The 14,246-nt window shown below is 38.9% G+C and carries 14 protein-coding genes; 13 read left to right on the forward strand and 1 reads right to left on the reverse strand.

Annotated elements, in window-relative coordinates; genetic code table 11:
• The first annotated feature begins 592 nt into the window (after positions 1–592).
• The 8 genes from mnmE (at position 593) to ACNQFZ_RS11625 (ending at position 9,744) form a co-directional block, all read left to right on the forward strand.
• Positions 593–1,969 carry a tRNA uridine-5-carboxymethylaminomethyl(34) synthesis GTPase MnmE gene (gene mnmE / locus ACNQFZ_RS11590; protein ID WP_458411504.1) on the forward strand — a complete coding sequence of 459 codons (1,377 nt, stop codon included), beginning with the start codon at positions 593–595 and terminating at the stop codon, positions 1,967–1,969.
• Positions 1,970–2,017: 48 nt separating this feature from the next.
• Entirely contained in the window at positions 2,018–3,904 is a 1,887-nt protein-coding gene (gene mnmG / locus ACNQFZ_RS11595) for a tRNA uridine-5-carboxymethylaminomethyl(34) synthesis enzyme MnmG (protein ID WP_458411505.1), read from the forward strand.
• Positions 3,905–3,952: 48 nt separating this feature from the next.
• On the forward strand, positions 3,953–4,669 hold the full coding sequence (rsmG, locus tag ACNQFZ_RS11600) for a 16S rRNA (guanine(527)-N(7))-methyltransferase RsmG (protein WP_458411506.1): 717 nt from the start codon (positions 3,953–3,955) through the stop codon (positions 4,667–4,669).
• 145 nt (positions 4,670–4,814) lie between these two features.
• On the forward strand, positions 4,815–5,681 hold the full coding sequence (gene noc / locus ACNQFZ_RS11605; RefSeq protein WP_458411507.1) for a nucleoid occlusion protein: 867 nt from the start codon (positions 4,815–4,817) through the stop codon (positions 5,679–5,681).
• Between the two features lie 193 nt (positions 5,682–5,874).
• Entirely contained in the window at positions 5,875–6,636 is a 762-nt protein-coding gene (locus ACNQFZ_RS11610) for a ParA family protein (protein ID WP_458411508.1), read from the forward strand.
• Positions 6,629–7,501 carry a ParB/RepB/Spo0J family partition protein gene (locus ACNQFZ_RS11615; RefSeq protein ID WP_458411509.1) on the forward strand — a complete coding sequence of 291 codons (873 nt, stop codon included), beginning with the start codon at positions 6,629–6,631 and terminating at the stop codon, positions 7,499–7,501. Before ACNQFZ_RS11610 ends, ACNQFZ_RS11615 begins: the two co-directional genes overlap by 8 nt.
• Positions 7,502–7,864: 363 nt before the next feature.
• Positions 7,865–9,022: an aminotransferase class V-fold PLP-dependent enzyme gene (locus ACNQFZ_RS11620; protein WP_458411510.1), complete on the forward strand. Its 1,158-nt coding sequence runs from the start codon at positions 7,865–7,867 to the stop codon at positions 9,020–9,022.
• 14 nt (positions 9,023–9,036) lie between these two features.
• Positions 9,037–9,744: a DUF554 domain-containing protein gene (locus ACNQFZ_RS11625; protein WP_458411511.1), complete on the forward strand. Its 708-nt coding sequence runs from the start codon at positions 9,037–9,039 to the stop codon at positions 9,742–9,744.
• A 28-nt stretch (positions 9,745–9,772) separates the two neighbouring features.
• Here the strand turns inward: ACNQFZ_RS11625 and yyaC are convergent, their stop codons facing one another.
• Positions 9,773–10,381, reverse strand: a complete 609-nt coding sequence (yyaC, locus tag ACNQFZ_RS11630; RefSeq protein WP_458411512.1) for a spore protease YyaC — start codon at positions 10,379–10,381, stop codon at positions 9,773–9,775.
• Between the two features lie 99 nt (positions 10,382–10,480).
• Between yyaC and ACNQFZ_RS11635 the strand changes: the two genes are divergently transcribed.
• From ACNQFZ_RS11635 to ssb, 5 genes are all read left to right on the forward strand, one after another.
• Positions 10,481–11,497 carry a YkvI family membrane protein gene (locus ACNQFZ_RS11635; RefSeq protein WP_458411513.1) on the forward strand — a complete coding sequence of 339 codons (1,017 nt, stop codon included), beginning with the start codon at positions 10,481–10,483 and terminating at the stop codon, positions 11,495–11,497.
• Between the two features lie 80 nt (positions 11,498–11,577).
• Positions 11,578–11,775: a DUF951 domain-containing protein gene (locus ACNQFZ_RS11640; RefSeq protein ID WP_458411514.1), complete on the forward strand. Its 198-nt coding sequence runs from the start codon at positions 11,578–11,580 to the stop codon at positions 11,773–11,775.
• Positions 11,776–11,925: 150 nt separating this feature from the next.
• Positions 11,926–13,026, forward strand: coding sequence for a redox-regulated ATPase YchF (ychF, locus tag ACNQFZ_RS11645; protein ID WP_458411515.1), 1,101 nt, complete (start codon positions 11,926–11,928; stop codon positions 13,024–13,026).
• Between the two features lie 196 nt (positions 13,027–13,222).
• Entirely contained in the window at positions 13,223–13,510 is a 288-nt protein-coding gene (gene rpsF / locus ACNQFZ_RS11650) for a 30S ribosomal protein S6 (RefSeq protein WP_458411516.1), read from the forward strand.
• A 42-nt stretch (positions 13,511–13,552) separates the two neighbouring features.
• Complete coding sequence (gene ssb, locus ACNQFZ_RS11655) at positions 13,553–14,107, forward strand: single-stranded DNA-binding protein (RefSeq protein WP_458411517.1); 555 nt, start codon at positions 13,553–13,555, stop codon at positions 14,105–14,107.
• The last annotated feature ends 139 nt before the right edge of the window (positions 14,108–14,246 follow it).

Below are 14,246 nucleotides of genomic sequence, written 5' to 3' on the forward strand. Positions count from 1 at the left end.
ACAAAAATTCAAGTAAGGCGGAGCCTCTAACCTACCACGAAAAAACATCTGGGTGTTTCGGGGAAGTGGGACTATTTTCGTGGCTTAACGGTTAGAGGCCCCAGTTACTATCTAATCTTTCATTTATTACGTTGCCCAATCAAGAATGCTCACAATAATCAACTCATAAAATAATAATTAATAGTTTAATGCAAATCTATATTTTATTAGACAAATATTGCGACCGAGTTTGATTGGACAACGTGAAACAGGAATGATTAGACTGAAGCCAAGTTTTTATGCGGACTAACACGAATATAGCCTCACTTCCTGAACTACCCAGATGTTTATTCGTGTCCGCATAAAAACTTGCGGTATACTACTTGAATGCATTGTCCAATCACTTTAGGGAGCAATACTTGCCTAATAAAATATTTCTATCTGCTACATATTTTTTAAATCTCGCACTAAGGTTGGATGATTTGCAGTTGCGCACACTATTGTGGATAAGTTAAACTAGATATATTGCTTAAAATTTAAAAAGGTTATCCACTGTGGATAAAAAATAGATGATTTAATTACGAGAAAGTTGTGCATAAGTGAGGTGAATGAAATGGAGATGGATACAATTGCGGCGATATCGACGCCAATGGGGGAAGGAGCCATTGCGATTGTAAGAATTAGCGGGCCTGAGGCGGTTAAGGCAGCCAATCAAGTTTTTAAGGGGAAAAATATAGAGAAAGTAGAAAGCCATACGATTCATTATGGATTTATCATGGATCCGGAAAGTAATGAAAAGGTAGAAGAGGTTATGCTGTCGGTCCTACGAGCGCCAAGGACATTCACAAGAGAGGATATTGTCGAAATTAATTGCCATGGTGGATTATTATCTGTTAATCGGGTGTTACAATTAGTATTGAATCAAGGCGTCCGTTTAGCTGAACCAGGGGAGTTTACAAAGCGTGCGTTTTTAAATGGTCGAATTGATTTGTCACAGGCAGAGGCTGTGATGGATTTGATTCGTGCGAAGACAGACCGGGCGATGAATGTTGCAATTGGGCAGATGGAAGGAAAACTGTCGACACTGGTACGGGGTTTACGGCAAACGATTCTTGAAACATTGGCACATGTAGAGGTTAATATCGATTATCCCGAATATGACGATGTAGAAGAGATGACCCATCGACTTTTACTTGAAAAGGCAACAGAAATAAAAGCAGAAATTGAAAAACTATTACAAACGTCAAAACAAGGTAAAATTTTACGGGATGGTTTGGCAACGGTAATCATTGGACGCCCGAACGTAGGAAAGTCATCGCTTTTAAATAGTTTAGTTCATGAAAATAAAGCAATTGTTACTGATGTTCCGGGAACAACACGCGATGTGATTGAAGAGTATGTCAATGTTCGAGGTGTTCCGTTGCGCTTAGTGGATACAGCCGGTATTCGCGAAACGGAGGATATTGTTGAAAGAATAGGTGTAGAACGCTCTAGAAAAGTTTTAAAAGAAGCGGATCTAATTCTTTTAGTGTTAAATAATGCTGAGCCATTAACAGAGGAAGACAAGAAGCTGTTTGAGGCTGTTAGTGGAATGGATGTCATTGTTATCGTGAATAAAATGGATTTAGGACAGAAGCTTGCTATGGATGAAGTAACAGTGTTGGCAAAAGATGCGCCTGTTATTACCACATCCTTAAAAGAGGAAGTAGGGATAGAAAGATTAGAAGAGGCTATTTCTACTTTATTTTTCAGAGGTAAAATTGAAGCGAATGATATGACATATGTGTCCAATACGCGCCACATTGCTCTTTTACATCAAGCAAAAAAAGCAATGGACGATTGTTTGGAAGGAATCGATACAGGTATGCCGATTGATTTAATCCAAATTGACTTCACAAGGTCATGGGAAATACTTGGGGAAATTATTGGCGATACTGTACATGAAAGTTTAATTAATCAATTATTTTCGCAATTTTGTTTAGGTAAATAGGGGCTATATATCAGCTCTTATGCTTTTTTACTAGGAGGCTTATTTTTAATGGAGTACGATGCAGGTTCATATGATGTAATAGTTGTAGGGGCAGGACATGCTGGCTGCGAGGCAGCACTTGCCGCTGCTAGGATGGGTGCAAAAACACTTATTTTAACATTGAATTTAGATATGGTGGCGTTTATGCCTTGTAATCCTTCGATTGGAGGACCGGCCAAAGGAATCGTTGTTCGAGAAATCGATGCCCTTGGTGGAGAAATGGGACGAAACATTGACAAAACTCATATTCAAATGAGAATGCTAAATACAGGGAAGGGTCCTGCCGTCCGTGCATTACGGGCACAGGCTGATAAGCATCATTATCAAAATGAAATGAAGCACACGATGGAAAAGGAAGAAAATTTAGTATTAAAACAAGCGATGGTTCAGAGCCTCATAGTCGAGAATGAAGAATGTAAAGGTGTGATCACTGAAACTGGAGCGAAATACTATGGGAAAGCTGTTGTTATTACAACAGGTACATTTTTAAGGGGGAAAATTATTATTGGTGATTTTTCCTACGAAAGTGGCCCGAATAACCAACGGGCATCCGTAGACTTATCGAAGCATCTTAAAGAATTAGGCTTTGAGATGGGCCGGTTTAAAACAGGGACACCACCGCGTGTAAAAGGGCAAACCATTGATTACAGTAAAACGGAAATTCAACCCGGTGATGAAAAGCTAAGAGCCTTTTCATATGAAACAACACAGTATATCACAAACCAAATTCCGTGTTGGTTAACCTATACTAGTCCAAAAACACATGAAATCATCAATGCCAATCTTCATCGCAGTCCGATGTATTCCGGGATGATAGAAGGGGTTGGAGCCCGTTATTGTCCATCCATTGAAGATAAAGTTGTCCGTTTTAATGATAAGCCAAGGCATCAAATTTTCCTTGAACCGGAAGGGCGGAATACAGAGGAAGTTTATGTACAAGGATTTTCAACAAGCTTGCCTGAAGAGATCCAGGTAGAGATGCTCCATTCAGTACCAGGGTTAGAAAAGGTAGAGATGATGAGAGCTGGCTATGCGATTGAATACGATATGATCTATCCAACGCAATTATGGCCAACGCTTGAAACAAAGGTAATACAAAACTTATTTACCGCTGGTCAAATTAACGGAACGTCTGGTTATGAGGAAGCAGCAGGGCAAGGTCTAATGGCAGGAATTAATGCCGCATGTAAAGTATTGAATATAGACCCGGTTATATTGGACCGTGCACAAGCTTATATCGGGGTGTTAGTTGATGATTTGGTCACAAAAGGAACGAGTGATCCATATCGATTGCTCACTTCAAGAGCTGAATATCGCTTACTATTACGTCACGATAATGCAGATCTTAGACTTACAGAAATTGGACGTAGAATCGGTCTAATCTCTGAAGAACGTTATCAGCGCTTTTTGGAGAAAAAAGAAAAAATAGAAAAAGAAAAAGAGAGACTGGAACAGACAACAATTCGGCCAACTGAACAAGTGCAGAATTTAATTCAACAAATAGGTGGAAGCCCATTAAAGGACGGCGTCCGTGCGGCTGATTTATTAAAACGTCCTGAGATGAGTTATGAGCTGCTTATGCAGTTGATTCCATCCCAAGAAGAATTACCAGTCGATGTTACAGAACAGGTAGAAATTCAGATTAAATATGCAGGCTATATTGAAAAGTCATTGCAGCAAGTAGAGCGGATGAAAAAAATGGAGGATAAAAAAATTCCTCAGGATATTGACTATAATGCAATATCTGGAATTGCTTCTGAAGCTCGCCAAAAGTTATCACAAATCCGCCCATTATCTGTCGGACAAGCATCAAGGATTTCAGGAGTAAACCCTGCTGATATTTCAATTTTATTAGTATACCTAGAGCAAGGCAGGATTGCTAGAATACAACAATAATTATTATTTTTAAATAGTAAAACTTTCACCTTCTAAAGGGGATTAATAATGGATATACAATCATTTAAGAATAGTCTGGAAGAGAAGGGGATTTCCCTTTCTTCTAGACAATTGGAACAATTTGACATATATTTCCATATGCTCGTTGAGTGGAATGAAAAGATGAATTTAACGGCCATTACCGATCAGCAGGAAGTTTATTTAAAGCATTTCTATGATTCGATTACGGCGGCTTTTTACTTTGACTTTTCAAAGGACTTTACCTTGTGTGATGTAGGGGCAGGTGCAGGTTTTCCTAGTATTCCTTTGAAAATATGCTTTCCTCATTTAAATATTTCAATTGTTGATTCATTGCAAAAACGAATCACATTTTTAAATGAATTAGCATCATCTTTGCAGCTTGACCAAGTCAACTTTTATCATGATCGTGCTGAAACATTCGGCCAAAGACCAGAAATAAGAGAGTCATATGATATTGTTACGGCTAGGGCAGTTGCAAGAATGTCTGTATTAAGCGAATTATGCATGCCATTGGTAAAAGTGGGCGGATATTTTATCGGAATGAAAGGTGCGAATCTTTTAGAGGAATTGGAAATTGGGAAAAGGGCTATAAGCACACTAGGTGGCAAAGTTGAAAGTGTTCATAATTTCCAGTTGCCGATTGAAAAAAGTGAACGCAATATTGTCATTATCAAAAAAGAGCACAAGACGCCTAAAAAGTATCCGAGAAAACCAGGGACTCCGAACAAAAGCCCAATTGAGTAGAGAGCAGCAAATGCTCTCATGTTTCACGTGAAACGTAAATTTTAAAATTAGCTATTGCAGGAATTTTTATTTCCATAGAGAATAAAAGTATTATGTCGAATTGTATTGTTTTTTTTTGTAGTATTCAAAAGGCGGTGTATGAAAAATGAAACACCCTTTTTCGCGCTTTTTTGGTATAGGGGAAAAGACGGTTGAGACGAATAACGAAGTAAAGGAAGAAATTGTGTCAGAAAACGAAGAAGTAAAACGTATTCCGATTAAGGATATTGTTCCTAATCGTTTTCAGCCACGAACTGTTTTTGTCGATGAGAAAATTAATGAACTGATGCAGACCATTCACACCCATGGGATTATTCAACCCATTGTAGTACGTGAATACGAAAATGGTAAATTTGAGATTATTGCCGGTGAAAGAAGGTGGCGGGCTGTTACAAAGCTTGGTTGGGATACCATTCCGGCAATTATTAAGGATTTTAATGATACAGAGACAGCCTCAGTTGCATTAATTGAAAATCTACAGCGTGAAGAGTTATCTCCGCTCGAAGAAGCCATTGCTTATGCAAGGTTATTAGAATTACATAATTTAACGCAAGAGGCATTAGCACAACGATTAGGGAAGGGCCAATCTACGATTGCCAATAAACTACGACTATTAAAGCTACCTGATGCTATTCAAGAAGCGCTCTTACAAAAGCAAATAACGGAAAGACACGCTAGAGCGTTGATTCCTCTTAAAGAACCAGAATTACAAGAAAAGCTATTGGAAGAGATTATTGAAAAGCATTTAAATGTGAAACAAACAGAAGACCGTGTTGTGAATCTTCTTGAAAGTAAAGTGCAAAAGCCAAAGCCAAAGCCAAAAAGAAAGGCATTTAGTAAAGATACCAGAATTGCAATGAATACGATTCGCCAATCTTTAAATATGGTTGCCAGCACTGGTATGAAAATAGATAGTCAAGAAGAAGAATATGAGGATTATGTTCAATTTACGATAAAAATACCAAAAAAATAAATGATTTTTTATGCGTTTTAAATCCATCACAAAAAAGTAGATGGGTTTTTTATTTTTGAAACGAAATTAACCACAATTCATGATAAAATAGTAAAGTATTTGTTCTAATTATATTTTTAATAGGACAAACCTCTTTATACTATCGGAATATTTCATAAATAGGATAGTATAAGAAAGGAAAGTAGGTGACAGCATGGGAAAAATTATTGCGATTGCAAACCAAAAGGGTGGAGTTGGCAAAACGACAACTTCAGTAAACTTGAGTGCATGTCTTGCATATTTGGGAAAAAGGGTTTTACTAGTTGATATAGATCCACAAGGAAATGCAACAAGTGGTGTGGGAGTAGAAAAGGCTGATGTTGAACAGTGCATTTATAATGTATTAGTTGATGATGAAGAAGCTAAATCAGTTGTCCTACCTACAGATGTAGAAAATTTATTTGTATTGCCTTCAACGATTCAGTTGGCAGGTGCAGAAATAGAGTTAGTACCAACTATTTCCCGAGAAGTGCGTCTAAAAAGGGCGCTTGAATCGCTTCAAGATGAGTATGAATATATCATTATAGATTGTCCTCCATCTCTTGGATTACTTACTTTAAATGCTTTGACTGCTGCTGATTCCGTCATTATACCGGTGCAATGTGAGTACTATGCGTTGGAAGGTCTCAGTCAATTGCTAAATACAGTAAGACTCGTTCAAAAGCATTTAAACCAATCATTAAAAATTGATGGGGTCCTTTTAACGATGCTTGATGCCAGAACAAACCTTGGTCTACAAGTAATAGACGAGGTAAAAAAATACTTCCAAGACAGAGTTTATCAAGCTATTATTCCAAGAAATATTAGGTTAAGTGAAGCACCTAGCCATGGAAAACCGATTATTATTTATGACCCTAAGTCAAGAGGGGCAGAGGTATACTTAGACTTTGCAAAGGAAGTGATTGCTAATGGCTAAAGGATTAGGAAAAGGCTTGGGGAAAGGTATTAATGCGTTATTACCAGGTTTAGAAAAAGTCGACGATATCATTGATCCAACGGATAAAGTTCAAAAGGTAAAAATAAAAGAATGCCGCCCTAATCCATATCAGCCCCGAAAAAACTTTGATCCGGATTCGATTAAAGAATTGAAGGAATCAATTGAAACACATGGCATCCTACAGCCGATTGTCGTGAGAAAAAGTATTAAGGGTTACGACATTGTAGTTGGAGAAAGACGCTATCGCGCTGCTAAGGAAGCAGGATTTGATACAATTCCAGTTATTGTAAAAGAGTACACTGAACAGCAAATGATGGAGCTCGCTTTGATTGAGAATTTACAGCGGGAGGATTTAAATCCAGTTGAAGAAGGATTGGCATATCAGACATTAATTGAACAATTAAAGTTAACCCAAGAGGAACTGGCCAACCGTTTAGGAAAAAGCCGTCCACATATAGCAAACCATATCCGCTTGTTGGCCTTGCCGGAGGCAATCAAAACGCTTATTTCCAATGGTGAGTTAACAATGGGGCATGGCCGAACACTGTTAGGGCTCAAAAATAAGGATCACATGATGCCTCTTGTAGAAAAAATAAAAAAAGAAAATTTAAATGTCCGTCAATTGGAGCAACTTGTACAGCGGTTGAATGAAAATGTTACACGTGAAACAAAAAAGAAAGAAAAGCCAAAGGATATTTTTATTACACAGCAGGAGTCGCGCCTTCGTGACCGTTTTGGAACAGCTGTTGCTATAAAGCAAAATAAGAACAAGGGTAAAATCGAAATTGAGTTTTATTCTGTAGATGACCTAAACCGTATTTTAGAAATGCTTGAGGATGAATAATACATTTTGCGTAAAAAAAAGATAGTAATATAATGTTAGATAAGCCATCGCTACGGTGGTTTTATTTTTTATCCAGATTAGTATAAATTCTATTAACCAATTATTGTGAACAATCTTGATTGGACAACGAAAGAGTTTAATGGTTAGATGGGTTCCAAGTTTTTATGCGGACAAACACGAAAATAGTCTCACTTCCCCGAAATACCCAGATGTTTTTTCGTGTCCGCATAAAAACTTGCAATGCACTTACTAATGGATTGTCCAATCACAATTGGGAACAATAATTGGTTAATGGAATCTTTAAATATGCATAACAAAGCTAAAACTAGCTTTATCTACAGTTTTCCTATAGGGGGGCCAGTCATGATTTATTTTGATCAAGCTGCATCATCATTTCCAAAGCCAAAAGAGGTTACTGATGCAGTGGTAGAAGCACTTACGAAATATGGAGCTAATCCGGGCAGGGGAAGCCATACATTAGCAAATGAAGCGGGAAATAAAATTTTTGAAGCACGGGTGCAGCTGGCACAGTTTTTTGGATTAGCTGACCCTAGACATGTTATTTTCACACAAAATGCAACTGGTGCATTGAATCAAGGCATTCAAGGGCTTTCTTGGCAACCGGGAGACCATGTGATTACAACTGCCTATGAACATAATTCTGTGCGAAGGCCGCTTGAGCGATTGAAAAAAGAGATAGGGATTGAGATTACATATATTCAGCCTGATGTTAATGGCGAAATTAATATAGCAGAATTAGAGAATGCAATAACAACAACAACTAAATTAATCGTTGCGACACATGGCTCTAATCTAACAGGGGCAATCATCCCAATAGAGAAATTAGGACAAATTTGCAAGAAACATCAGCTGCTCTTTATGGTTGATGCTTCCCAAACAGCGGGTATTTTGCCGATTCATATGGAAAAAATGAATATTGACTTATTAGCCTTTGCAGGCCATAAAGGATTGATGGGTCCGCAGGGGACGGGCGCCCTGTTGATCAATAAAGGTATTGAATTAAAGCCGCTCATGACCGGTGGAACAGGGCATTTTTCGGAACGGGTTGAGCAACCTGAGGAACTCCCGGAAAGGCTGGAAAGTGGTACGTTGAATACACCGGGAATAGCGGGATTATTGGCCGGTGTTTTATATGTAAAAGAAACAGGGCTTGAGGAAATTTTTAAACATGAACAGATCCTTACAGAAGCTTGCCTCAAGGGTCTAAAACAAATTGAAGGTGTCACCGTATATGGACCTGCAGAAAATACAAAACGGCTTGCTGTCCTTTCATTTAATATTGATGGGGTGGATAGCCAGGAAGTAGCCATGATATTGGATCAGCATTATCATGTTGCTGTTAGAGCCGGACTTCACTGTACGCCCCTAGCACACCAAACATTGGAAACCATTGAAGCAGGCGGTGCAGTGCGGGCTAGCTTTGGTATTTTTAATACAGTAGATGAGGTTGAAAAATTCGTCCAAGCTATAGCAGAGATTAGAGCAGGATACTTAGTTTAGGGAGAGAAGAGAACATGGTCTTATTGGGAACAATCGTAAACGGGGTAGCCATTATTGCCGGTACATTCCTCGGCAAGGTATTGCGTCGTATACCGGATAAAGTGAAAACGTTGGTTCTGCAGTCAATCGGTCTTGCTGTTGTGATTCTAGGAATACAGATGGGACTTAAAAGTGAACAATTTTTAATTGTCATTTTAAGCTTGTTATTTGGTAGTATTATTGGTGAATTACTAGATTTGGATGGGAAGCTAAATCGGCTGGGCCTCTGGATTGAAAGAAGGATGGGTGCTTCCGAAGAGGGTGGCATTGCCAAAGGATTTGTAACGGCAACCTTAATATTTGCAGTTGGTGCCATGGCGATTCTTGGTGCCTTGGATAGTGGTTTAAGGGGTGACCATCAAGTTTTATACACAAAATCATTATTGGATGGTTTTACAAGTATAGTGTTAGCAACAACTTTAGGTGTTGGGGTCTTGTTCTCAGCCTTTCCAGTTATGATCTACCAGGGAACCATTGCTTTATTTGCAACACAAATTGATAAATGGATCCCAGATCAAATTATGGATGCATTTATTGTTGAAATGACTTCAGCCGGGGGAATTATGATTTTGGCGATTGGTTTAAATATGTTGGAAATAACGCGAATCCGCGTTGCCAATATGCTGCCGGCCATCCTAGTAGTAGCACTGCTTGTTACTGGGCAGTATTTTATCGCGAATTAATTAAAGATAACTTTGGAGGCTGACCTAGTCAGCCTCTTTTTTCAGCTATCATTTCATTTCTTTTAACAGTTAATAAATGATCAGCTTCCATTATGCCGCTTGCTATTGTTTGTGCCATTTTCATTACAAGATTTAGCCTCGTATTTTGCAGAACAAAAAACTCCATAAATCCACTTACATTAACAATTCCCGTTAGATGAACTTCTCCAACCGGTGGCAGCTGCTTGTTTACACCAGCTCCGGGCTTTAAGGCGCCCGCATTTAACGTTACATCCCCAACACTTTTTAACCTTCCAAGACAGGCATCGATTCCAATAATATAGGGGCGGAGATGCTTATGGTGAATAAACTCTAATTGTTCTTCAAGATTAACAGCATGAATAGGATCCTCAAGTGTCCCGTATACATGGAAGTGGGATGGCCTTTTCTCGTGAAGAATTGACCCAATCAAGGGTCCAAGTGCATCTCCGGTTGACCGGTCTGTTCCGATGCAGGCAATGACAATAGGTTGGATGAAATGCTGTGGTAAAAGCTTTACTAAATGTTCTCCAATATAGAAAGATGCAGTTGGTTCTTCATAAGAGATGCGGTAGGAGGAGGCCTCTTTTTTTTCAAAAAACTTTGGTTTTAGATTCATAGGATTCACTCCTCGTTAATAGTAGTAACAGTATACGGAATTAATTAAGTTCCTATACATATGTTGGAAAATTATTTATTTAAGAAGGGGATGAATAGGATGTGGAGTGCAGGCCTTAAATGGATGTTTCTAATTATGGGTACTATGATTGGAGCCGGTTATGCTTCAGGTAGAGAAATATGGCAGTTTTTTGGTGATGAAAGTGGACTTGCCATTTTTTTATTTACCGTATTGTTTACAATTAGTTGCTATATTATTCTAAAAATTAGTTTTGAAAAGAAGACAGTTCACTATTTGCCGGTATTGGAGGATTTGCTGGGAAAAAGGTTGGCTCACTTTTATGACCTTATGATTATGTTATATTTATTTTCAGTAACCATTGTCATGTTAGCAGGCAGTGGGGCAGCATTAGAAGTATTTTATTTGCCATATTGGCTGGGTATTACAATTACTGTTGTTTTTTTAGTATTATTATTTTTATGGGATGTGAAAGGCATGGTTTCAATGAATGCCGTGATTACCCCGCTATTAGTCATTGGCCTACTTATTGCTCTTTCCTTATTTATCGTTCAATATGGTCAACCGATTATCGTCAACTTGTCTGAGCAATCAAATTGGCCTTCAGCTTTTACCTTTACTGCATTAAATATTTTGCCATTAGTCGCTGTTTTGGCGGCCATTGGCAAGGAAATGAAACATAAGGGAGAAATTTGGATTGCAAGTGTAGGAAGTGGTTTAGTTTTAGGGGCAATTACCTATGTATATAATGAAGTATTAAATCAAATAGCTTCTGATATCATCCTTTATGAGATCCCTTTATTTGCTGTACTGAAAAATTATCATCAAATCATGCTAATATGTATGTCTTTAGTATTGTGGGGTGCCATTTATACAACGGCTGCATCCGGAGTCTTTGGATTGGTAACGAGGCTTAGACAAAAAACGCTGCTGCCTTTATGGGTTTTAGCACTTTTAATTTTAGTAGTGATGGTGCCATTGACATCGTTTGGTTTTTCAACATTAGTTGCCGTCCTTTATCCAATATATGGACTCTTAAATTTATATATGTTGGCAGCACTTTTATTATATCCAATTGCAAACCGCTACAAATGGTAGCTAAAAATTGTTTAAATAAATGAAAAAGATATTGTAAAATTGAACTTAAGTAATGGTGAATAAATGGAGGGGTGTGCAAAATGGTTGAAAAGGAATTTGAACTAAATGATATTGTCGAAATGAAAAAGCAGCATCCTTGTGGAACGAATCGTTGGAAGATTATTCGCCTTGGAATGGATATTCGCATTAAATGTGAAGGTTGCAACCATAGTGTATTAATACCCCGTAAAGAGTTCATAAGAAAGCTTAAAAAGGTTCTTGTTAAGCATGAAGAGTAGTTTGGGAGAATTGCAGAGGCTGTCCCAGTAGTTGGGTCAGTCTTTTCTTGTGTCAATATACTGATTTCCATTAACGCTTGCGCTTTTCAGGAACTGTTTCTATAATTGTTAAGAATAGTTAGAACGATTGTTAATTAAGGAGTGAAGTAAATGGGTTTAACAGCCGGAATCGTTGGTCTTCCGAATGTTGGGAAATCAACGCTTTTTAACGCGATTACACAGGCAGGTGCTGAATCAGCAAACTACCCTTTCTGTACAATTGATCCCAATGTCGGGATTGTTGAAGTACCAGATGAGCGTTTAAATAAATTAACAGAATTAGTAAAGCCGAAAAAAACAGTGCCAACAGCATTTGAATTTACTGACATAGCCGGAATTGTAAAGGGTGCCAGCAAAGGTGAAGGGTTGGGAAATAAGTTTTTATCACATATCCGCCAGGTGGATGCCATTTGTCAAGTTGTTCGTTGTTTCGCAGATGATGAAATTACCCATGTAGCGGGTAAGGTCGATCCAATCTCTGATATTGAAACAATTAATTTAGAATTAATATTGGCTGATTTAGAAACAGTGGACAAGCGTATTGACCGTGTCGGCAAGCTTGCAAAGCAAAAAGACAAGGATGCAGCAGCCGAACACGAGATTCTTGTGATGCTTAAAGAGGCCTTTGAAGAGGGGAAAATGGCCCGCACGATTGAATTTACTGAAGAACAACTAAAGATTGTCAAACATCTTCATTTATTAACAATCAAGCCAATGCTTTATGTTGCTAATGTTGGTGAAGATGAAGTAGCAGATACATCAGGGAATGAATATGTGAACAAAGTACGTGAATTTGCCGAAGCAGATCATGCTGAGGTTATCGTTATTTGTGCCAAGATTGAATCTGAAATTGCTGAGCTTGAAGGCGAAGAGAAGCAGATGTTCTTAGAAGAGCTAGGTATTAAAGAATCAGGTTTGGATCAATTGATTAAGGCTGCTTATTCATTACTTGGCTTGGCAACTTATTTTACTGCCGGAGAACAAGAGGTAAGGGCATGGACATTTAAAAAGGGTATGAAGGCACCGCAGTGCGCAGGTATTATTCATACTGACTTTGAACGTGGCTTCATTCGTGCCGAGACAGTTTCTTATGAGGATTTACTTGCTTGTGGTAATATGACTGCAGCTCGCGAGGCTGGTAAAGTACGTCTTGAAGGAAAAGAGTATGTAGTCCAAGACGGGGATGTCATGCATTTTAGATTTAACGTATAAGCCTTGTTGTGCAAGGAGAGAGGGGCACTCAGGATTCGTGCTGCAGAAATGCAGTCAACCTGGGGCCCCATTTTTATGCACTTGCGTAAGAGGATAAATCATGGTATAATTTTGACTCGTGAGTAATTATTTTTGAATATTGCTCCTTGCTCCTTTTAGAAAAAGGGAGCCGTTAGTCCAAGAGGAGGTGAAAGATATGCGTAAATATGAAATTATGTACATTATTCGTCCAAACGTTGATGATGAAACAAAGAAGGCTGTAATCGACCGTTTCAATGGTATCTTAACTAATGAAGGTACAGAAATCGCGAAAGCAACTGACATGGGTAAGCGTCGTTTAGCTTACGAAATCAATGATTTCCGTGAAGGTTATTACCAGCTTCTAAACGTTGTGGCAAAACCAGAAGCAATCAACGAATTTGACCGCTTAGCGAAAATCAGCGAAGACATCATTCGTCACATCGCAGTACGTGAAGAAGAGTAATCAATTGTATTAGATTTCAATTTTCATTAAGGAGTGTTTCTGATGCTGAATCGCGTGGTACTCGTTGGTAGGTTAACGAAAGACCCAGAATTGCGTTATACTCCAAATGGAGTAGCTGTTGCCCAATTTACACTCGCTGTTAATCGTACATTTTCAAATCAGCAAGGCGATCGTGAAGCAGATTTTATCAACTGCGTAGTATGGCGTCGTGCAGCTGAAAATGTAGCAAACTTCTTAAAAAAGGGAAGCTTGGCAGGGGTCGATGGCCGCTTGCAAACTCGCAATTATGAGGGACAAGATGGTCGCCGTGTTTATGTAACAGAGGTTGTGGCTGATAGTGTGCAGTTTTTGGAGCCGAAAGGTGCCAGCCAAGGTGGCGGACAAGCAGACCCATTTGGATTTGGTGGGCAAGGCGGCTCTGGCGGTGGCAATTTTGGACCTGGGCCGGGATATGGAGGTCAAAAACCATCCGGTGGCAACGGATATCGTCCAAATCAGAATCAACGTCCAAATGATAATTTTACAACTGTCGATGATGACCCATTTAAGGATGATGGTTTACCAATTGACATATCAGACGATGATTTACCGTTTTAATAGAAAAGCGGAGGCGACCGCTTAGCGACGAAAAAACTGGAGCACATCGACTGAGATAAAGGAAACACGGCGAGCGTAGAGAGCCGATGTTGACTTATCGTAGGGAGATGGGGGAAGTTTTTCGAGTCGCTGGGAGCTG

It is taken from the genome of Schinkia acidoalkalinis, from assembly GCF_054301215.1.

What these genes read in the sequence shown, in the direction of transcription:
- ACNQFZ_RS11620 (WP_458411510.1), top strand. Translation starts at nt 7,865, where the DNA reads ATGATTTATTTTGATCAAGCTGCATCATCATTTCCAAAGCCAAAAGAG.
- ACNQFZ_RS11615 (WP_458411509.1), top strand. Translation starts at nt 6,629, where the DNA reads ATGGCTAAAGGATTAGGAAAAGGCTTGGGGAAAGGTATTAATGCGTTA.
- ACNQFZ_RS11640 (WP_458411514.1), top strand. Translation starts at nt 11,578, where the DNA reads ATGGTTGAAAAGGAATTTGAACTAAATGATATTGTCGAAATGAAAAAG.
- rsmG (WP_458411506.1), top strand. Translation starts at nt 3,953, where the DNA reads ATGGATATACAATCATTTAAGAATAGTCTGGAAGAGAAGGGGATTTCC.
- ssb (WP_458411517.1), top strand. Translation starts at nt 13,553, where the DNA reads ATGCTGAATCGCGTGGTACTCGTTGGTAGGTTAACGAAAGACCCAGAA.
- ACNQFZ_RS11625 (WP_458411511.1), top strand. Translation starts at nt 9,037, where the DNA reads ATGGTCTTATTGGGAACAATCGTAAACGGGGTAGCCATTATTGCCGGT.
- noc (WP_458411507.1), top strand. Translation starts at nt 4,815, where the DNA reads ATGAAACACCCTTTTTCGCGCTTTTTTGGTATAGGGGAAAAGACGGTT.
- ychF (WP_458411515.1), top strand. Translation starts at nt 11,926, where the DNA reads ATGGGTTTAACAGCCGGAATCGTTGGTCTTCCGAATGTTGGGAAATCA.
- rpsF (WP_458411516.1), top strand. Translation starts at nt 13,223, where the DNA reads ATGCGTAAATATGAAATTATGTACATTATTCGTCCAAACGTTGATGAT.
- ACNQFZ_RS11610 (WP_458411508.1), top strand. Translation starts at nt 5,875, where the DNA reads ATGGGAAAAATTATTGCGATTGCAAACCAAAAGGGTGGAGTTGGCAAA.
- ACNQFZ_RS11635 (WP_458411513.1), top strand. Translation starts at nt 10,481, where the DNA reads ATGTGGAGTGCAGGCCTTAAATGGATGTTTCTAATTATGGGTACTATG.
- yyaC (WP_458411512.1), bottom strand. Translation starts at nt 10,381, where the DNA reads ATGAATCTAAAACCAAAGTTTTTTGAAAAAAAAGAGGCCTCCTCCTAC.
- mnmE (WP_458411504.1), top strand. Translation starts at nt 593, where the DNA reads ATGGAGATGGATACAATTGCGGCGATATCGACGCCAATGGGGGAAGGA.
- mnmG (WP_458411505.1), top strand. Translation starts at nt 2,018, where the DNA reads ATGGAGTACGATGCAGGTTCATATGATGTAATAGTTGTAGGGGCAGGA.